This is a genomic window from Tsukamurella hominis (assembly GCF_965137015.1).
Lineage (GTDB): Bacteria > Actinomycetota > Actinomycetes > Mycobacteriales > Mycobacteriaceae > Tsukamurella > Tsukamurella hominis.
Genome location: NZ_CBCRZG010000006.1, coordinates 12,573 through 32,186, shown reverse-complemented (window position 1 = coordinate 32,186; position 19,614 = coordinate 12,573). Strand labels below are relative to the sequence as shown.

The following is a 19,614-nucleotide window of genomic DNA, read 5'->3' as shown; positions in this document are numbered from 1 at the left end:
TCGGGGCCGGATCAAGGCCGCGTTAACGCCCCCGATGCGGGTCTTGACGCGTTCTTAGCGGATGATGTTTCGGTGAACTCAGCAGCTTCCGCGCCCGCGCCGCAGCGGGTACCGCCGGAGGTCTGGGTCCTCGTCGCGGCGAGCTTCGTGATCGCCCTCGGCTACGGCGTCGTGGCGCCCGCGCTGCCCGCCTTCGCCCGCACCTTCGACGTGGGCATCGGCGCCGCCTCCGCGGTCGTGAGCGCCTTCGCGATCATGCGGCTCGCCTTCGCACCCGCCACCGGCCCGCTGGTGAAGGCCTTCGGCGAACGCTGGATCTACATGACGGGGCTCCTGATCGTCGCCGCCTCGACGCTCGCCGTCGCCTTCGCGCAGAGCTACTGGCAGCTCATGCTCTTCCGCGGGCTGGGCGGCGTCGGCTCGGTGATGTTCACCGTCTCGGCGATGGGCCTGATGATCCGCATCGCGCCCGCCGCGATCCGCGGCAGGGTCAGCGGCGTGTACTCGTCGAGCTTCGTGCTCGGCGGCATCTGCGGCCCGCTGCTGGGCGGCGCGCTCGTCGGCTTCGGCCTGCGGGTGCCGTTCGTCGTCTACGCCATCGCGCTCGTCGTCGCGACGCTCGTCGTGGGCATCGCGCTGCGCGGCAGCACCCTCGCGGGCCGGGAGGAGGCCTCCTCCGAACCGGGCACGACGGTGCGCGAGGCCCTCGCCGACTCCGCCTATCGGGCCGCCTTGTTCACCGCGGTGGTGTTCGGCTGGGTGTACTCGATGCGGGTCTCGCTGCTGCCGCTGTTCTTCGCCGCCGTGCTGGACCAGCCCGCCGCGATCGCCGGCTACGCGCTGGCCGCCTACGCCGCCGGCGACGTGCTCGCCATGTTCCCCGCGGGCCGCGCCTCCGACCGCTACGGCCGCCGGCCGTTCATCGTGACCGGCATGCTCGTCATCGCCGCGGGCACGGTAGCGCTGGGCTTCACCGACTCGGTGCTGGTCGCGTTCCTCGTCACCGTGGTCGCCGGGATCGGGACGGGCCTCGTCGCCCCGACCATGCAGGCCTCCCTCGCCGACGTGCTGCAGGGCAAGGGCCGCAGCGGCGGCGCGCTCTCGGCGTATCAGATGGCACAGGATGCGGGCACCATCTCCGGCCCGCTGCTCGCCGGCGCCATCGCCCAGTACCTCGGCTTCACCTGGGCCTTCGCCGTCACTGCCGCGCTGTGCGTGGTCGCCGCGTTCGCGTGGATGCTGGCCCGGGAGACCCGCGTCGCCGCGACGGTCTGAGTGCGGCTGCCCAGAGGAGCGCCGTTTCCTGATCGTGCGGTCGGCGACGTGCACCGCATCGACGACTCTCGGATTCTGTCCGGTTCGGACACGGTGTCCGAACCGGACAGAATTCGGAGTCCCGTCGCAGCGTGGACGTGGACCTCCGCCCGTGCCTGCCGGGCCGCCGCCCCCGCCCTCCGGGCCTACTGCCAGCTCGGCAACCAGAGCTCGAGGCGCCACCACCACATGGGGATCGGCGTGGCGGTGAGGATCGGCCACAGCCAGGCGAAGTTCAGCACCACGATCGTCGCGTAGAGCACCACCAGCCAGCGGCCGAGCTGCAGCCGCTCGAAGCCGAAGTACCGGGCGCGACCGTCGAGCCCCAGCACCTCGCGACAGATCAGCGCGATCATGATGCACAGGAAGGGCATCAGGGTGAGCGCGTAGAAGTAGTACATCTGCCGGTCGAGGTTGAGGAACCACGGCAGGTAGGTCGCGAAGTACATGGTCACGGGCGCGGCGTAGGCCCAGTCCCGCTTGACGACCATCTTCCACAGTGCCCACAGCACCACGGGCACGGCGATCCACGTCAGCGCCGGCGTGCCGACCGCCATCACCGCGCGGACGCACGGCCCGTCGCCGCACATGCCCCCGGACTGGTCCGCCGTGTAGTGGTAGAGCATCGGCCGCAGGCCCATCGGCCAGGTCCACGGTTTCGATTCCCACGGGTGGTGGTTGCCGGCCGAGTTGGTCAGCCCGTCGTGGAAGTCGAGGATCGTGGTCTCGTAGAAGAACAGGGACCGCAGCGCCGCGGGGACCCACCCGAACGGGCCGCCCTCGCCGATCTGGTTGCCCACCGCGTACCGGTAGACCGAGGTCTCCGAGGAGAACCACGGCCAGAAGGTCCCGAGGTACACCAGCACCGGGACCACCCCGAGTGACATGCCCGATGGGACCAGGTCGCGCAGCAGCACCCCGCGCCACGGCCGCAGCACGCCGTACTGGCGCCGGTTCGCCACGTCGAAGGCCAGCGAGAGCACCAGGACGCCGATGAGGAAGTACGCCCCCGACCACTTCACGCCGCACGCCAGGCCCACCATGATCGCGGCGGAGAAGCGCCACCAGCGGAAGCCCAGCCGCGGCCCGTACAGCGAATCGGTGATCCGGCCCTCGAGTGCCGCGCGGTGCAGGCGCTCCCGCATCTGGTCGCGGTCCACGAGGATCATCGAGAAGGCGGCGAAGCCGAAGAACACGAGGAAGATGTCGAGCAGCGCGACGCGCGAGGAGACCATCGTCAGGCCGTCGCAGATGAGGAACAGCCCGGCGAGGCCGCCGATCAGCGTGGACCGCGACAGCCGCCGCGCCGCGCGGATCACCAGGAAGACGAGCAGCGTGCCGCACACCGCCGACATGAACCGCCAGCCCAGCGGACTGTAGCCGAACAGCCACTCGCCGATCGCGATCATCCACTTGCCCACGGGCGGGTGCACGACCAGCCCGAATCCGGGGTTGTCCTCGATCCACTGCCCGCCCGAGAGCACCTGCCAGCCCTGCGGCGCGTAGTGCTTCTCGTCGAAGACCGGGGTCTGCACCGGCGTGCTGCCGATGAAGCCCGTGTTGCTCGGGTAGCCCAGGTTGAAGAACCGCGTGGCCGCCGCGACGGCGGTCAGCACCAGCGTCACGGTCCAGCCGAAGGCGCGGTCGGTGGCGCCGAACACGGCGGGCGGGAGCCGCGGGCCCGGGCTCACCATCTCGCGGTCCTCGCTACGCCCCTCGGGCATCGCCACAGCTGTCACGCGACCCATCGTAGGGTGTGTCCTGTGGGAGCAGAGGACGCGCGCGGGGCACTGATCGTCGCCGGGGTGCCGATGGGCAACCCGGGTGACGCCACGGCGCGGCTGGTCTCCGCGCTCGGCGATGCCGACGTCATCGCCGCCGAGGACACCCGCCGGGCCCGCTCCCTGGCCGCCTCGCTGGACGTCGAACCGCGCGGCCGGATCCTCAGCTTCTACGACCACAACGAGGCCGGTCGCATCCCGCAGCTGCTCGCCGCGCTCGACGCCGGAGACACGGTCCTTCTCGTCACGGACGCGGGCATGCCGTCGGTCTCCGACCCCGGATACCGCCTGGTCGCGGCGGTCGTCGAGGCCGGTCACCGGGTCACGTGCCTGCCCGGGCCGTCCGCCGTCACGACCGCGCTGGCCCTGTCCGGGCTGCCCGTCGAGCGGTTCCTGTTCGACGGCTTCGCCCCGCGCAAGTCCGGTGCCCGCCGGTCCTGGCTCACGGAGCTCGTTTCCGAGCGGCGGGCGGCCGTGTTCTTCGAGTCGCCGCACCGCCTCGCCGAGACCCTCGCCGACGCCGTCGAGGTTCTCGGAACCGACCGTCGCGCCGCGGTGTGTCGCGAGCTCACCAAGACCTACGAGGAGGTCCGCCGGGGCACGCTGGGCGAGCTCGCCGCCTGGGCCGCCGACGGGGTGCGCGGCGAGATCACCGTCGTGGTCGCCGGAGCCGACCCGGTCTCAGCGAACCCGGAGGATCACATCGCCGCCGTGCTGCGCCGGGTCGACGCGGGGGAGCGGCTCAAGGACGCCTGCGCCGCCGTCGCCGCGGAGACCGGCGCCTCGAAGCGGGAGCTCTACGAGGCGGCGCTCGCCGCCCGCTGAGTCAGGATCGACCGCAGCGCCCACACCACCACCGTCGCGCCGACCGCGAGATCGAGGTAGTGGCACGCCATCGCGCCCAGGTAGGTGGGGCCGCCCCACGCGTTCACCGTGAAGTTCGGATCCAGCCCGGCCAGCACCTGCACCCCGGCGCGGAAGGCCGCGAACACCAGCAGTCCCAGCAGGGGCAGCGCCGCCAGGATCCGCGGCGGCGTCAGCGCCGGGCGGCGCGGCTGCCAGCGCCGCGTCACCAGCACCGCTGCCAGCACCACCCCGACCACCGCGACCGCCGCGTGCTGCGGCCACGCCGCGGTCCACGGGACGAAGCCGGCGACGACCGGGTCGCGCTGCGTGTAGAGGTAGCCGCCGAAGCAGAGCCCGGCGGCGAAGGCCGCCGCCAGGAGCAGCAGGAAGCGGCGCACGGCGGGGGCGCGGAGGTCGACCATGCGGCCAGTGTCGCGGGCCGCGACGCGGGGCGTCGTCACCCGTGCGGGGGAGATCCGCGATGGCCGACGATCGACGCCGCCTTGTCGAGGCACTCGCGCCACTCGGCGTCGGGCTGGGAGTCGATGGTGATGCCGCCGCCCACGCCGAGCCGCAGCGCACCGTCGCGCGCCTCGACGGTGCGGATCGCGACGCTCAGGTCCAGGCCCGTCAGCGGGTGGTCGATCCCGATCGCGCCGCAGTAGCTGCCGCGCGTGTGCCGCTCCCACGCGGTGATGCGGCTGCGGGCGGAGAGCTTCGGGGTGCCCGTGACCGACGCGGGCGGGAAGGTCGCGTCGAGCAGCTGAGCGCGGGTGGTGCCGGGCCGCTGGCGTGCGGTCACCGTCGAGACCAGGTGCCAGACGCCGGGCGCGGGCTCGACGCGGAGGAGTTCCGGCGTGCGGACGGTGCCGGTCGCGGCGACGCGGCTGAGGTCGTTGCGCACCAGGTCGACGATCATCACGTTCTCCGCGACGTCCTTGACGCTCGCGCGCAGATCCTCCGGTGGCCGGGTCAGCGGCAGCGTGCCCTTGATGGGCCGCGAGGTGAGCATGCCGTCGCGCTCGGTGAGGAAGGTCTCGGGGGAGAAGGAGGCGACCGCGCCCCAGTCGCCCTCGAGGTAGGCGGCCTTGGCGGGGCGGGTGGCGGCGGCGATGTCGGCGAACAGGTCCAGCGGGTCGCCGGTGAGCGCGCCGCCGAACCGGGTGCACACGTTCACCTGGTACACGTCGCCCGCGCGGATCGCCTCCTGGCAGGCGAGGACGGCGGCGCGGTGGTCGGCCCGGTCGGGCGCGGTCCAGGTGGCGCTCCACGGCCGCGCGGCGGGCGCGGTGTCGGGGATCGGGAACGTCGGATCCGTGCAGGCCCAGTGGCCGTCGTGATCGAGGAGCAGCAGTGGGCCGGGTTCGCCGCCGACGACCTCCGGGACGAGGCGGGGCTCCTCGGTCGGGTCCGGATAGCCGACGATGCCGAGCCACGGCGCACCGACGGGCGCGGCGCCCGGAACGAGTGTCGGCGACGGTGCGATCACGGCGCGAAACCCGCCCCACGCGCCGAGCAGCGCGGCGGGCCGGTGGCCGCGTTCGCGGAGCGCCCGCAGCATGTCGACCGGTTGCACCGCGCCATCCTGTCACGGCGCCGCCGGACGATCTCGGGGAGGAATGGGGGTTTCACCGGATGTGCGCGGAGGGCGCGGGCCGGAAGAGTGGGTCTCGGCCGGCGGATCTCTCCCACCCACCCGATCCGCCCGCCACCCGAACCACGGAGGAGGAGCGATGAACCCGGTGATCGACGGCGGCACGGACCTCGGCGGGCGACTGGCCTGGGTGCACGTCGCCCACGGCGAGCGCAGCCAGGTCCGGTTCTACGCGGAGGGCGAGTACGCGGGTACCGCCACTGCGCTGCCGACCGTCGACACCGAGGTCATCGGCGTGGACTACGACGTGGTCTATGTGCGCTACGGCCGGGACATCGCCCGCTTCCGCCTTGACGAGTCCGGCGCCGTCATCGCGCTGGACGCGGTGCCGGCGTCCGTCCTCGCCGGCTGACGAGCAGCGTGACCCCGGCGCCGATCACCCACGCGATCACCGGGTACATCGCGCTCCGCTCCGCCAGCCCGGCCCAGCCGGCGGTCATCGCCACCGACGTCGCCGCGAAGCCCGCGATCCCGACGGTGCCGCACAGCACCGCGGCGCGGCCCGCCGTCCGGTGCGTCGCGCGGAGCGACAGCCCGAGCAGGAGCACGCCGACCGTCGGTGCGGGGCCGCTGAACACCGCGACCGCCATGTGCGCAGTGGGGTAGAGGTCGCCCGGGGTCAGCCCGGCCCCGATCTTGCCCAGCCCGCCCACGCCGAGGAGCGCCGCGCCCGTGGCCGCGAGCCGGCCGGGCGGCAGCAGCGGCCGCAGGAGGACGGTGCCGGCGAGGAGCGCCACGCCGGTTCCGGCGAAGCCGAGGTTCATCGCGAGGTGCCAGGGCGAGCACACCTCCGTGTGGTAACCGCCCACGTCGGCCGGGTCGCAGCCGACCATCCCGAGGTCGCTGACCATGTGCCGCACCGGGCCGTAGCCGTTCTTCACGCCCGCCATCGCGATCCCCTGCCCGACGAAGAAGACCGCCGCGCCCGCCCAGCAGGCCGCGCCCGCGACGATCCGGTCCGGCGCACCGCCCCAGCGCAGCCCCAGCCCCAGGACCGCACCGAGCACGGCGGCGATCGCGTGCTCGTCGTGCAGTGCCAACAGCGCGAGCGCCACCGCGGCGAGGACGCCGATCGCGACGCGGCCGGTCCGCGCGGACAGCGGCGCTGCCGCGACCGCCGCCGTGACCGCGAGCGTCATCGTTGCCAGCGAGCTGCCCGCGCCATCGGGGAAACCGACCGCGAGCGCCAGCAGGTTGCCGAGCACGCCGCCGGCGACCCAGACCACCGGCCCGAGGACGGCGGGCAGCGCGGCCGCGCCGCCCGCTCGGTCCGGGACGCCGGTACCGCCGCCGAAGACGCGGGCCGCGAGGAGCGCGGTGACCACGAGGGTGACGAGGTTGAAGCCCATGCCCCAGGCGCCGCCGCCCTGGATGAGGAACGACGTCCCGATCCGCCACAGTTCGCCACCGTCGATCGCGGAGGCCGAGCGTTCCCAGGCCCGTTCGAGGCCGGGAAGCAGGAGTTGGGCCGCCGACCCGGCTACGGCGACGACGACGAGAGCCGCCGGCCACCGCGGGCGTGGTCGCCGCGCCGGAGGTGCGAGCCGGAGGATCCGCCAGGAGGCGAGGAAGAGGAGTCCGTAGAGGAAGCTGAGTGTCATGTCCGATTCCGTTGCGTGCGCTTGAGGTTCCTTCCGGATGGTGCCCCCTCCGCGGTGCCGGACGGAATCACCCGGAAGGAGGAGATCGCCGGCGCAGCACCCCGCGGTCGGCGATTCCGCCCGGAACACGCTTGCGGTGCACCGATAAGCTGGGCGCACCATGGCTGCAGACAAGGCTTTCTACATCACCACGGCGATCGCCTACCCGAACGGCGTGCCCCACATCGGGCACGCCTACGAGTACATCGCCACCGACGTGATCGCGCGGTTCCAGCGACTCGACGGTCACGAGGTCTTCTTCCTCACCGGCACGGACGAGCACGGCCTGAAGATGCAGCAGACCGCCGCCAAGGAGGGCATCGAGACCAAGGCCCTCGCCGACCGCAACGCCGCCGCGTTCGAAGCGCTGCAGCGCGCCGTCGGCTCGACCTTCGACCGGTTCATCCGCACCACCGACGCCGACCACTACGAGGCGTCGAAGGCCATCTGGCAGAAGATGGTCGACGCGGGCGACATCTACCTGGGCAAGTACTCGGGTTGGTACTCCGTGCGCGACGAGGCCTACTACGCCGAGGACGAGACCACCGTCACCGAGGACGGCACCCGCGTCTCCACCGACACCGGCACCGAGGTCGAGTGGACCGAGGAGGCGTCGTACTTCTTCAAGCTGTCCGCCTACCAGGACCGGCTGCTCGCCCTGCTCGACCGCGAGGGCGGCTACCTCGAGCCCGCGACGCGGCGCAACGAGATCGTCAGCTTCATCAAGGGCGGACTCCGGGACCTCTCGATCAGCCGCGACACCTTCGACTGGGGCGTGCCCGTCCCCGGCGACCCGGACCACGTGATGTACGTCTGGGTGGACGCGCTGACCAACTACCTCACCGGCGCCGGCTACCCCGCCACGGAGTCGGCGCAGTTCCAGCGCTTCTGGCCGCCGAAACTGCAGATCATCGGCAAGGACATCATCCGGTTCCACGCCGTCTACTGGCCGGCGTTCCTCATGAGCGCCGGGATCGAGCTGCCCGAGCGGGTCTTCGCCCACGGCTTCCTGTTCAACAAGGGTGAGAAGATGAGCAAGTCGGTCGGCAACGTCGTCGATCCGCACGCCCTCATCGCCGAGTACGGCCTCGACGCGCTGCGCTTCTTCCTGCTCCGCGAGGTCAGCTTCGGCCAGGACGGCAGTTACAGCCACGAGGCGATCGTGGGACGGATCAACGCCGACCTCGCGAACGAGCTCGGCAACCTCGCGCAGCGCTCGCTGTCGATGATCAACAAGAACTGCGCGGGTACGGTCCCCACGCCGGGCCCGTTCACGCAGGACGACGAGGCCCTCCTCGCCCGGGCGGACGGCCTGCTGGCGACGGTCCGCCGGCACGTCGGCGACCAGGCCCTGCACCTCTACCTGGAGGCGATCTGGGAGGTCCTCGCCGAGACCAACCGGTACTTCTCGGCCCAGGAGCCGTGGAAGCTCAAGGCGAGCGATCCCGAGCGCATGGGCACGGTGCTCTACACGACCGCCGAGGTCGTCCGCCAGGTCGCGCTGCTGCTGCAGCCGGTGATGCCGGAGTCCGCGGAGGAGCTGCTCACCCTGCTGGAGCAGCCCAAGGACCAGCGCATGTTCGAGGCCGTCGGCACCCGCCTGGTGCCCGGCACCGCGCTGCCCAAGCCGCAGGGCGTCTTCCCGCGGTACGTCGAGCCCGAGTCCGACTAGCCTCCGCGGCACCCCGGCCGGACGCGGGTGTCCCGCGCCCGGCGGCGGGGCTACCGCCCGGCAGCGGGGCTACGGCGTGGTCGCGAGGATGGAGAACTGGGCGGCGGCCTTCTGCCGCGCGAGGGCGGCGTTGGTGTCGTACACCGAGGCGACGTAGCGCCCGACGGGGATCCAGCAGTACGTGGCGTCGCCGCCGGTCATGCATTTCACCGTCGGGAGCTGAGGGATCCCGGCGACGGCGGGATTCTTCCCCGCGATGGTCTGCACCATCGTGGTCGCGGCCGCCGCATCGCGGGTGCGGTAGACGACGCTGCCGGCGCCCGTGTTGCCGATCAGGTCGATGCCGGCGGCGAGATAGGTCTCGGTCCTGGTGATGTCCTGGATCCGGTGCAGCTGCCCGTTCCACGTGTACCAGTTCTCGAAGAGGGTCGGATCCTGCGCGTCGGGCGCGGGGAGCGTCCTGGACAGGATGCCGTCCTTGTCGAGGTCCAGCTTGCGGATCTGGTCGAGCGCGGTCGGCGCGAAGCCCTTGAGCTTCGGCAGCTCGAGGGAGAACGCCTTCGTGACGAACTGCGCGCCCTGGTCGGTGGTCGGTCCGGTTCCGCTCACGTTCACGACGAAGGGCCCCTGCACGACGTAGGCGTCGACGGTGCCGGGCTTGAACTCGGAGGCGAGCACGTCGGGCGCACCGTCGACGGTGACGCGGACCTTCGGCGCGGCCTGGGTCGCGGAGCGGATGGCGTCGACGGCCTGCTTCGCGGCGTCGGGGGTCTCGAAGCGGTAGAGGCCGATGCGCACGGCGACGGTCGGCTTGTCGAGCGCATCGCCGCGCGTCGTGGTCATGCCGACGCGCATCTTGTTGGCCTGGAAGGCCCGGGCCGTGGCGTCGGGCACGCGGCTGCGGAGGCCATCGCCCACGAGCACGGGGTACGAGCGCAGGCTCGCGCCGCCGATGATGAGCCGGGGGTCGACCTCGTTGGCCTGGATGAGCGCCTCGTCGCCCATCCGGTTGCCCTCCGCGACCCAGGACCGGTTCTCGGAGGCGGTGATGGTGCGTGCCTTCGACGGGTAGGTGCCGAAGTCCAGGCCTGCGGGGACCGGCACCGTCGTCCCGGGGGAAGCGCCGGCCGACGACGGGGCCGCGGCGGGCGACCCCGACGACGGTGTGGCTACCGGCTCCCCGCCGGTGGTGGCGCAGGCGGCGAGCAGCGCGGCGCCGGCGACGACGGCTGCGGACAGGACGGGCTTCTTCATGCGTTCTCCTCGATCGGACACCGCACAGAGCACACCTGGCACCTCTTCGCGGCTGCTTAACGTCGGATTAAACATGGTCCGAAGACCGGCCTCGGGGGCGGTACCGGGACAATGGGGCACATGGGGAAGAAGAAGCCGCCGCCTCCGCTGCCCGCGCCGCTGCCGGGCCTCGTCGACGCGCACACCCACCTCGACGGCTGCCGCGCCCGCACGCCCGAGGCCGTGCGGGAGTTGGTCGACCGGTCGGCGTCCGTCGGCGTCGACCGCGTGGTCACGGTCGCCTGCGATCTCGAGCAGGCGCGGTACGTCATCGAGGCGAGCCGCTGGGACGAGCGCGTCTTCGCCGCCGTGGCCCTGCATCCGACCGACGCGCACCAGCTCGAGGTCGACGGTGCGCCGGCGGAGCTCGAGCGCCTGGCCTCCGACCCGCGGTGCGTGGCGATCGGGGAGACGGGCCTCGATTGGTACTGGCTCGGCAAGCGGGAGGACGTCGCGACGCCGGCGCAGCAGCACGCGGCCTTCGAGTGGCACATCGACCTGGCGAAGCGGCTCGGCAAGCCGCTGATGATCCACAACCGCGAGGCCGACGCCGACATCCTCTCGGACCTCGAGCGCTTCGGCGCCCCGGAGACGGTGATCTTCCACTGCTTCTCCGGCGACGCGGCGATGGCACGCGAGTGCGTGGACCGCGGCTACGTCCTGAGCTTCTCGGGCACCGTGACGTTCACGAACGCCACGGAACTCCAGGAGGCCGCGCGCCTCGTTCCGGACGGTCAACTGCTCGTCGAGACCGACGCGCCGTATCTCACACCCCACCCGTACCGGGGTACGCCCAACGAGTCGTACTGCATCCCCTATACGGCCCGCTACCTCGCTGACCTGCGCGGAGTCGCTCCCGAGGAGATCGCGGCGGCCACCACCGCGACGGCGGATCGTGTGTTCGGGGCCACATTCGCGGGCGCGAAATGAACAGAAGCTGGCACGCCTCCCACTTCTCCGTTACCGTACTGTGATGTAACGGCGACCGAAACGTCGCCGAGCGCCACACCTGCAGTCCACCCATGGGAAGTCACCAGTGCCTGAGCTCGACGCAGACGACAACACCACCACGGTGGATCAGCCCACCTCGCACCCGCGCCGCGGCGCCTTCGGCTCCACCCGGGAGCGCACCGCCGAGTTCGACGTGACCCAGGTCTTCGCCCGGTTCACCGACCTCGAGGGCACGCCGCTCGACCCCGAGGCGGACCGCGAGATCATCGACCTCGAGGCCGAGGTCTACGGCGACGACGCCGTCGCCGAGGCCGAGAGCCTGGCCCTCGAGGCCGAGGAGAAGTACAACGCGGAGCACCCGCAGGCCGAGGCTCTCCCGGAGCCGGCCGTCCTCGACGCCGAGACCGACGAGGCCCCCGAGCCCGCCGCGCAGGCCGCGTCCGACGACGACGGGCCCGGCGTCCTCGGCGGCCTGTCCGCCAAGCTCGAGAACACGCCCGTCCGCGCCGTGACCGGCGCCATGCTCGTCGCCCTCATGGCCTCCGGCGGCACCGCCGCGGCGCTGTACCAGGACTTCACGGTCACCGTCGATGGACAGACCCACGAGGTCTCCACGATGAGCCGCTCGGTGAAGTCGATCCTCGGCTCCGCCGGCATCGACGCCGACGCCTCGGACCGGGTGAGCCCAGGCCTCGGCGAGTCGGTCAAGCCCGGCCAGCAGATCACCGTGCAGCACGACCGTGACATCGCTGTCAACGTCAACGGCAAGGTCCGCACCGTCAAGACCACCGACCTGACGATGGGCGCCGCCCTCGCCTCGGCCGGCCTCGGCGATGCGAAGAACTTCGTCTCCCTCCCGCTCGACGCGCAGGTGCCGCTCGACGGTGCCGCCGTCTCGGTGGTCACGCCCGTCACCGCCACCGTGCTCGACGCGGGCGGCAAGGTCGTCGCCAACGCCGCCGGCCGCACCGTCGGCGAGTACCTGGCCAAGATGGGCGTCCCGCTGATCCAGCAGGACTCTGTCAAGCCGAGCGCCAACACCCCCGTCACCCCCGGCATGACCATCTCGGTCAACCGGAACCGGACGGCCACCGTGACGGTCACCGAGCCGTACACGGCGCCGCCGAAGAAGGTCGACGATCCGAAGCTGACCAACGGCAAGACCCAGGTCACGGACCCGGGCAAGCCGGGTAAGCAGGAGGTCCAGTACCGCGAGCACGTGGTGGACGGCAAGGTCGTCTCCCGCGAGCGGATCGGCTCCAAGGTCCTCGACGCGGGCGTCGCCGGCGTCACCGCCGTCGGCACCGCCCCGGGTGCGCCCTATGTCGCGCCGGGCTCCGTGTGGGACCGCCTGGTGCAGTGCGAGTCGACCGGCAACTGGTCGATCAACACGGGCAACGGCTTCTACGGTGGCGTCCAGTTCGACTACGGCACCTGGCTGCGGCACGGCGGCGGCAAGTACGCGCCCCGCGCCGATCTCGCCACCCGCGAGGAGCAGATCGACATCGCCCGCAAGACCCTCAAGGCGCAGGGCTGGGGCGCATGGCCGTCCTGCTCCGCGCGCCTCGGGCTCTCCGGTAACTCGGAGTAGCTCGGTAGAGTCACACCGGTGACCGGCGCCGAATTCAAGAATCAGGCACGACTGCTCGGCCCCGCGGAGATCCGCGCGCTGGCCGGGCAGTTGTCCGTTCGTCCCACGAAGACGCTGGGGCAGAACTTCGTGCACGACCCGAACACGGTCCGCAAGATCGTCGCTGCCGCCGACGTGCGTCCCGACGACGTCGCGCTCGAGGTGGGCCCCGGCCTCGGCTCGCTCACGCTCGCTCTGCTCGACGCCGCCGCGTCCGTCACCGCCATCGAGATCGATCCCGTTCTCGCGGAACAGCTCCCGAAGACGGTGGCCGAACGCGCGCCCGAGCTGGCCGGGAACCTCACGGTGATCGGCGAGGACGCGCTCAAGGTGTCCGGTGCGCAGGTGTCCGCCGCGGGATCGCCGACGGTGCTCGTCGCGAACCTCCCGTACAACGTCTCGGTGCCGGTGCTGCTGCACCTGCTGGCCGAGGTCCCCACGCTGCGGACCGTGCTGGTCATGGTGCAGCTGGAGGTCGCCGACCGGCTCGCCGCGGCCCCGGGCTCGCGCGTCTACGGCGTCCCGTCGGTGAAGGCGGCGTACTACGGGCGCGTCCGCAAGGCCGGCACCGTCGGGCGGGCGGTCTTCTGGCCCGAGCCCAACGTGGAGTCCGGCCTCGTCCGGATCGATCTGCACGGCCCCGACGGCCGGCCCGACGTGGACCGCGCCCGGCTGTGGGCGGCCGTCGACGCGGCCTTCGCGCAGCGCCGCAAGACCCTGCGCGCCGCCCTCGCGACCTGGGCGGGATCGCCCGCCGCGGCGGAGGAGCTGCTGGTCGCGGCGGGTATCGATCCGCGGGAGCGCGGCGAGAAGCTGTCGGTCGAGCAGTTCGCCGCCCTCGCCGCCGCTCGGCCCGCCGACGCCGCCCCGTAGTCTGGACCGCGTGCTTTCCGTGGTACCGACCCCCTTGACAGTGCGGGCGCCCGCCAAGGTGAACCTCCACCTCGGGGTGGGCGAGGTGCGGCCCGACGGCTTCCACGAGCTGGTCACCGTCTTCCAGGCGCTCTCCCTGCACGACGACGTGACCCTCACTCCGTCCGATGCGCTGACCCTGCACGTGACCGGCGAGGGCGTCCGCGACGTGCCGACCGACCCCACCAACCTGGCGGCGCGCGCCGTCGTCGCGCTCGCGGAGCGGTACGGCCGCGACCCGAACATGCGCATCGACATCGCCAAGGGCATCCCGGTGGCGGGCGGGATGGCCGGCGGATCCGCGGACGCGGCCGCCGCGCTGCTCGGCGCCGCCACCCTCTGGGGCCTCGAGATCGGCCGCGACGACCTCGACGAGGTGGCCGCGACGCTCGGCTCCGACGTGCCCTTCTCGCTGCACGGCCACACCGCGCTCGGCACCGGCCGCGGCGAGCGGCTCATCCCCGCGCTGGCCCGCGGCGAGTTCCACTGGACGCTCGCGCTGGCCCGCGAGGGCCTGAGTACCCCCGCCGTGTACCGCGAGCTCGACCGGCTGCGCGAGGCGGGCGACCCGCCGCGCGCCGGCAGCCCCGATGCGCTGCTCGCCGCCGTTGCCTCCGGCGATCCGCACCGCCTGGCGCCGCTGCTCACCAACGATCTCCAGGCCGCCGCGCTCTCTCTGCAGCCGGGTCTGCGACGCACGCTGCGCGCCGGGATCGAGGCGGGCGCGCTCGCCGGCATCGTCTCCGGCAGCGGCCCCACCTGCGCCTTCCTCTGCGCCAGCGCCGACGACGCCGTCGACGTTGGCACCGAGCTCGCGGGCGCGGGCGTCTGCCGGACGGTGCGAGTCGCCTCGGGTCCGGTGCCGGGCGCCACCGTCGTGCCGTAGGGGTCGCCTCCTCGGCACCGACGGTGCTGAACTACTTCGCCGCGCCCGCGCAGGCGGTCAGCAGGCCGCTGACCTGCTGGTCGATTGGGGCCCGGAAGGCCGTGTAGGCGTCCGCTGCACCCGGTGCGATCTGCCTGGCCCCGGCGACGAGCTCCTTCTCGGCGGTGCCGACCGTCTGCAGGGTGGACTGCACGGTCTGGAGCCCGCCCGGGATGAATCCGATGACGGTGCAGACGAATCCGGTGAGCGGATCGAGTGGCGCCGCCGGCTTCGCCGCCGCCGGGGTGGCCGGCTTCACCGCGGCCCCGGGCTTCGCGGTGACGGGCTTCGCCGTCGACGCGGGCTTCGCCGCAGCGGCCGGGGCGGGCTTCGCCGCGGCNGCTGNGGCGGGCTTCGGTGCGGGTGCTGCCCCGTTCGGTGCCGCGAGGGCGGTGGCGGGGAGGAGCAGGGCGGCACCGGCGGCGACGGCAGCGGCGGCGGAGGCGACACGGAGACGGAGCATGGAATCGGGTTCCCTTCGGGATGGGGGGCGAGTGGGTGGAGAAGGTGTCCCGACGGTGCCGCCCTTTCGGGCGCCCGTCGAGAATTGTGTCCGCTGTGGGTGGAAATCCTGTCCATTCGGCCGGGCGGAGCTGGACGGCGAGCGGGGGCACCGTATTCTTCCGTGATCGTCGAATGCGGCGCACGCTGCGGTGATGGACGATGAAACCATTTCTGTCGGTTGTTCCGCGCGACGAATTGTCGGCGACGAACCGACTTCGGGCGGGATGTTGTTCGCGCCGGACAGTGGGAAGGCCCGGCGGGCCGGGATTTCCGAGTCGCTGCTCGGAGGTCGTGCTGCGACGGTGGTGCAGCGCGGCGGATCCGATCAGATTTCCGGCACGCTTGCGCTGGAACGGCATTCGTTGCTCTTGTGGAGTCGTGTCGTTCCTCCGGGAGGGTACACGCGGAGGCGTCGGTCTGACGAAGGAACATATATAATGCCTGAAAATTGAGGTAACAATCGAACGGATTCGATAATGGCATATAATATATGAAGGCATTCACCCTCGCAGTCGCCGCTGGAATCTGACCGGAATCGTGAATAAAAAGAATCCGTCGCGCTTTTTTCCGAACCTGAATCGGGGTGAATAGGGGATCGTCGCTCCAGCTGCCCGCGGCGCTGTCCGACCTTCAATGATCTGACGGCCGTTCGGCCGGGCGGGAGTGTTGAGCCTCCTGGCGAATCGGGTATGCACATCCGCTCGACACGGCATGGGTGACGCCCCGGCCTCAGGGGTTGCCAGATACCCCCTAGGGGTATAGGTTCGGATCAGATACCCACTAGGGGTACCCCTGATCGAGGAGGAACCATGGACGGCCGGGAGACGACGCGGCGCTCGATGAACCCGGCGGCGAAACTGGCGGTCTACGGCGCCGGCCTCGTGGTCGCCTTCGGCGGGGCCTACGGCATCGCCGGCGCCGTGGTGCCCGACAGCACCGTCGCGCAGTGGAACGCGCAGGCGGACGACGGGCACGGCGGGCACGCCGCGCCGGCCGCGACCGCCCCCGCGGCGGCCGCGGCGCTCAAGGGCGTCTCCCTGAGCGCGGAGGGGCTCACCTTCGCCCCCGTCAGCGCGCCGCGCGCGGTGGGCGAGGCCGGGACCCTGAGCTTCCGCATCGAGGACGCCGCCGGTGCCCCCGTGACCGCCTACACGACGACGCACGAGAAGGATCTGCACCTCATCGCCGTGCGGTCCGACGGCAGCCTGTTCCGCCACGTCCACCCCGTCCTCGACCGCGCCACGGGCACCTGGTCATTGCCGTGGAGCTGGGCCGAGGCGGGCACCTACCGCCTCTACGCCGACTTCGCCCCCGCGACGGGCTCCGCCGTCACGCTCACCCGCACCGTCGAGGTCGCGGGCGGCTACACGCCCGCCGACCCGGCGCCCTCGCGCACCGCGCAGGTCGACGGCTTCACCGTCACCCTCGACGGTGACCTCGTCGCCGGCGCCTCGAGCCCCGTCACGCTGCGCGTGAGCCGCGACGGCGCGCCCGTCACCGCGCTGCAGCCCTACCTCGGCGCCTTCGGCCACCTCGTCGCGCTCCGCCAGGGCGACCTCGCCTTCCTGCACGTGCACCCCGAGGGCGCCGAGCCGAAGCCGGGCGACACCGGCGGGCCCGCGATCGCCTTCCAGGCGCAGGCCCCCACCGCGGGGCGCTACCTGCTCTACCTGGACTTCCAGGTCGACGGGGTGGTCCGCACCGCGAGCTTCGTCGTCGACGCGGGCGCGTCTGCGTCGCCGCAGAACCCCACCGCCCCCACCGCATCCGTCCCGCCGGCCGCCGGCCACGGCGGGCACTGACCACCACCACCGAAGAAGAGGAGGGATCGACCATGAGCACACCCGGCAGTACCACCGGCGGCACGCACATCGAGCTGGACATCGGTGGCATGACCTGCGCCTCGTGCGCCAACCGGATCGAGCGGCGCCTCAACAAGATCGACGGCGTGAGCGCTACCGTCAACTACGCCACTGAGAAGGCGAAGGTCGTCGCGCCCGAGGGCGTCGACCCGCAGCGCATCATCGACGAGGTGGTCGGCACCGGCTACAGCGCCACGCTGTCCGGGGCGGCGGCACCGTCGGGCCCGGATGCCGACGGCGCCTCGCCGGCCGACCGCGAGCTCGAGTCGCTGCGCACCAGGCTCATCGGCGCCGCGGTCCTCAGCATCCCCGTCATCGCGATGGCGATGGTGCCCGCGCTCCAGTTCACGTACTGGCAGTGGGCCTCCCTGGCCCTCGCCGCGCCCGTGATCCTCTGGGGCGCATGGCCCTTCCACAAGGCGGCGTGGGCGAACCTCAAGCACGGCACTGCCACGATGGACACGCTCATCTCCATGGGCACGCTGTCGGCGTTCCTGTGGTCGCTGTACGCCCTCTTCCTCGGCATGGCGGGGGAGCCGGGGATGAAGCACCCGTTCAGCCTCACGCTCGCCCCGTCCGCCGGTGCCGCGAACATCTACCTCGAGGTGGCCGCGGGCGTCACCATGTTCATCCTCGCCGGGCGCTACTTCGAGAAGCGCTCCAAGCGGCGGGCCGGGGCGGCGCTGCGCGCGCTGCTCGAGCTCGGCGCCAAGGAGGTCTCCGTCCTGCGGGACGGGGCCGAGGTGAAGATCGGCGTCGACGAGCTGCGCGCGGACGACGAGTTCGTCGTGCGGCCCGGCGAGAAGATCGCGACCGACGGCGTCGTCGTCTCCGGCACCTCCGCGGTCGACGCCTCGATGCTCACCGGCGAATCGGTGCCCGTCGAGGTCGGCCCCGGCGACGCGGTCACCGGCGCCACCGTCAACGCCGGCGGACGACTCGTGGTGCGGGCCACCCGCGTCGGCGCGGACACGCAGCTCGCGCAGATGGCGCGGCTCGTGGAGGAGGCCCAGACCGGCAAGGCCGAGGTCCAGCGCCTCGCCGACCGGATCTCCGGCATCTTCGTGCCGATCGTCATCGCGATCGCCGCGATCGCCCTGGGCGGCTGGCTGGGGGCGGGCTTCCCGGTCTCCGCGGCCTTCACCGCCGCGGTCGCGGTCCTCGTCATCGCCTGCCCCTGCGCGCTGGGCCTGGCGACGCCGACAGCGCTGCTCGTCGGCACCGGCCGGGGCGCCCAGCTGGGCATCCTGATCAAGGGCCCCGAGGTGCTCGAATCGACCCGCCGCGTCGACACCGTCGTGCTCGACAAGACCGGCACCGTGACCACCGGCCGCATGACCCTCGTCGACGTGATCACCGAGCAGGGCGTCGACCCGCTCGACGTGCTGCGCTACGCCGGCGCCCTCGAGGACGCCTCCGAGCACCCGATCGCCCAGGCCATCGCCACGGGCGCGACCGCGAAGATCGGACCCCTCGCGCCCGTCGAGGGTTTCGCGAACATCGAGGGGCAGGGCGTGCAGGGCGTCGTCGACGGCCACGGCGTGATCGTCGGCCGCGAGTCGCTGCTCGCCGACTGGGCGCTGCGCCTGTCCGACGAGCTCGCCGCGGCCAAGGCGGCCGCGGAGGCGCAGGGCGCGACGGTCGTCGCCGTCGGCTGGGACGGTGCGGCCCGCGGGATCCTCGTGGTCTCCGACGTCGTGAAACCGACCAGCGCCGAGGCGATCCGGGAGCTGCGGGCGCTGGGACTGACGCCCGTGCTGCTCACCGGCGACAACGAGGCCGCCGCCCGCAAGATCGCGGCCGAGGTCGGCATCGACGAAGTGATAGCCGAGGTCATGCCGCAGGACAAGGTCGCCGTGGTGACCCGCCTGCAGGCCGAGGGCCGCGTGGTGGCGATGGTCGGCGACGGGGTCAACGACGCCCCCGCGCTCGCCGCCGCCGACCTGGGCCTGGCGATGGGCACGGGCACCGACGTCGCGATCGAGGCGGCGGACATCACCCTGGTCCGCGGCGACCTGCGCGCCGCCGTCGACGCGATCCGCCTGTCGCGCAGCACGCTCCGGACGATCAAGACGAACCTGTTCTGGGCCTTCGCCTACAACGTCGCGGCCATCCCGGTGGCGGCGCTCGGCATGCTCAATCCGATGCTCGCCGGCGCGGCGATGGCCTTCTCCAGCGTCTTCGTCGTCGGGAACAGCCTGCGCCTGCGTGGATTCCGCAGCGCGGCGGGGCGGGCTCCCGCCGATCGCCCCGAGAACCGGATCCCTTCCACCGACCGAGAGGACACCACCGACATGAGCTGCTGCAGCACGAATTCCACCGGGCCCGACGACATCCGGCTGGGCGCCGCGCCCGCGAGCGCCGCACCGGAGGGGCCGGCCTCGGACGAGAAGACCACCTGCCCGGTCATGGTGGGCAACCCGGTGGTGAAGTCCACCGCCGAGGCGCGCGGACTGTTCCGCGACTACGACGGCGAGCGGTACTTCTTCTGCTGCCCCTCGTGCGCGCCGAAGTTCGATTCGGACCCGGCGAAGTACGCGGCGAACGTCGCCTGACGCGCGGCAGATATCTCCGCTCCCCATGGATATCTCCGCTCGCCCCGCAGATCCTCGCGGCGCGCGGAGATTTCT

The 19,614-nt window shown here is 72.3% G+C and carries 15 protein-coding genes; 10 read left to right on the top strand and 5 right to left on the bottom strand.

What is annotated here, in order from left to right:
- The first annotated feature begins 72 nt into the window (after positions 1-72).
- Entirely contained in the window at positions 73-1,275 is a 1,203-nt protein-coding gene (locus tag ACM9LD_RS10065) for an MFS transporter (protein ID WP_415676531.1), read from the top strand.
- 185 nt (positions 1,276-1,460) lie between these two features.
- On the opposite strand, the gene ACM9LD_RS10060 is transcribed toward ACM9LD_RS10065, so the two are convergent.
- Positions 1,461-3,062: a dolichyl-phosphate-mannose--protein mannosyltransferase gene (locus tag ACM9LD_RS10060; protein WP_415676530.1), complete on the bottom strand. Its 1,602-nt coding sequence runs from the start codon at positions 3,060-3,062 to the stop codon at positions 1,461-1,463.
- 15 nt (positions 3,063-3,077) lie between these two features.
- Here ACM9LD_RS10060 and rsmI point away from each other — a divergent pair, with 15 nt between their 5' ends.
- Positions 3,078-3,920 (top strand): 16S rRNA (cytidine(1402)-2'-O)-methyltransferase, encoded by an 843-nt coding sequence (rsmI, locus tag ACM9LD_RS10055; protein WP_415676529.1) that lies wholly within the window; start codon positions 3,078-3,080, stop codon positions 3,918-3,920.
- Here the strand turns inward: rsmI and ACM9LD_RS10050 are convergent.
- Together ACM9LD_RS10050 and ACM9LD_RS10045 are read right to left on the bottom strand one after the other, a co-directional pair.
- Positions 3,893-4,363, bottom strand: coding sequence for a hypothetical protein (locus tag ACM9LD_RS10050; RefSeq protein ID WP_415676528.1), 471 nt, complete (start codon positions 4,361-4,363; stop codon positions 3,893-3,895). The two genes, rsmI and ACM9LD_RS10050, sit on opposite strands and share 28 nt — an antisense overlap.
- A gap of 35 nt (positions 4,364-4,398) precedes the next feature.
- On the bottom strand, positions 4,399-5,517 hold the full coding sequence (locus ACM9LD_RS10045; protein WP_415676527.1) for an aminodeoxychorismate synthase component I: 1,119 nt from the start codon (positions 5,515-5,517) through the stop codon (positions 4,399-4,401).
- A gap of 157 nt (positions 5,518-5,674) precedes the next feature.
- Between ACM9LD_RS10045 and ACM9LD_RS10040 the strand changes: the two genes are divergently transcribed.
- On the top strand, positions 5,675-5,947 hold the full coding sequence (locus ACM9LD_RS10040; protein ID WP_068524278.1) for a hypothetical protein: 273 nt from the start codon (positions 5,675-5,677) through the stop codon (positions 5,945-5,947).
- Here the strand turns inward: ACM9LD_RS10040 and ACM9LD_RS10035 are convergent.
- Complete coding sequence (locus ACM9LD_RS10035; RefSeq protein ID WP_415676526.1) at positions 5,904-7,196, bottom strand: DUF998 domain-containing protein; 1,293 nt, start codon at positions 7,194-7,196, stop codon at positions 5,904-5,906. The two genes, ACM9LD_RS10040 and ACM9LD_RS10035, sit on opposite strands and share 44 nt — an antisense overlap.
- A 160-nt stretch (positions 7,197-7,356) precedes the next feature.
- Here ACM9LD_RS10035 and metG point away from each other — a divergent pair, with 160 nt between their 5' ends.
- On the top strand, positions 7,357-8,907 hold the full coding sequence (gene metG / locus ACM9LD_RS10030) for a methionine--tRNA ligase (protein ID WP_415676525.1): 1,551 nt from the start codon (positions 7,357-7,359) through the stop codon (positions 8,905-8,907).
- A gap of 69 nt (positions 8,908-8,976) precedes the next feature.
- Here the strand turns inward: metG and ACM9LD_RS10025 are convergent, their stop codons facing one another.
- Positions 8,977-10,161: a DUF7373 family lipoprotein gene (locus ACM9LD_RS10025; RefSeq protein ID WP_415676524.1), complete on the bottom strand. Its 1,185-nt coding sequence runs from the start codon at positions 10,159-10,161 to the stop codon at positions 8,977-8,979.
- A gap of 120 nt (positions 10,162-10,281) precedes the next feature.
- Between ACM9LD_RS10025 and ACM9LD_RS10020 the strand changes: the two genes are divergently transcribed.
- The 6 genes from ACM9LD_RS10020 (at position 10,282) to ACM9LD_RS09995 (ending at position 19,539) form a co-directional block, all read left to right on the top strand.
- Complete coding sequence (locus ACM9LD_RS10020) at positions 10,282-11,130, top strand: TatD family hydrolase (protein WP_415676523.1); 849 nt, start codon at positions 10,282-10,284, stop codon at positions 11,128-11,130.
- 106 nt (positions 11,131-11,236) lie between these two features.
- Positions 11,237-12,742, top strand: a complete 1,506-nt coding sequence (locus ACM9LD_RS10015; protein ID WP_415676522.1) for a transglycosylase family protein — start codon at positions 11,237-11,239, stop codon at positions 12,740-12,742.
- An 18-nt stretch (positions 12,743-12,760) separates the two neighbouring features.
- A complete protein-coding gene (gene rsmA / locus ACM9LD_RS10010; RefSeq protein ID WP_415676521.1) occupies positions 12,761-13,654 on the top strand; it encodes a 16S rRNA (adenine(1518)-N(6)/adenine(1519)-N(6))-dimethyltransferase RsmA in 894 nt (297 codons plus the stop codon).
- A gap of 10 nt (positions 13,655-13,664) precedes the next feature.
- Entirely contained in the window at positions 13,665-14,579 is a 915-nt protein-coding gene (locus ACM9LD_RS10005) for a 4-(cytidine 5'-diphospho)-2-C-methyl-D-erythritol kinase (RefSeq protein ID WP_415676520.1), read from the top strand.
- Between the two features lie 1,382 nt (positions 14,580-15,961).
- Positions 15,962-16,924 (top strand): heavy-metal-associated domain-containing protein, encoded by a 963-nt coding sequence (locus tag ACM9LD_RS10000; RefSeq protein ID WP_415676719.1) that lies wholly within the window; start codon positions 15,962-15,964, stop codon positions 16,922-16,924.
- A 32-nt stretch (positions 16,925-16,956) separates the two neighbouring features.
- Entirely contained in the window at positions 16,957-19,539 is a 2,583-nt protein-coding gene (locus ACM9LD_RS09995; protein WP_415676519.1) for a heavy metal translocating P-type ATPase, read from the top strand.
- Positions 19,540-19,614: the final 75 nt, after the last annotated feature.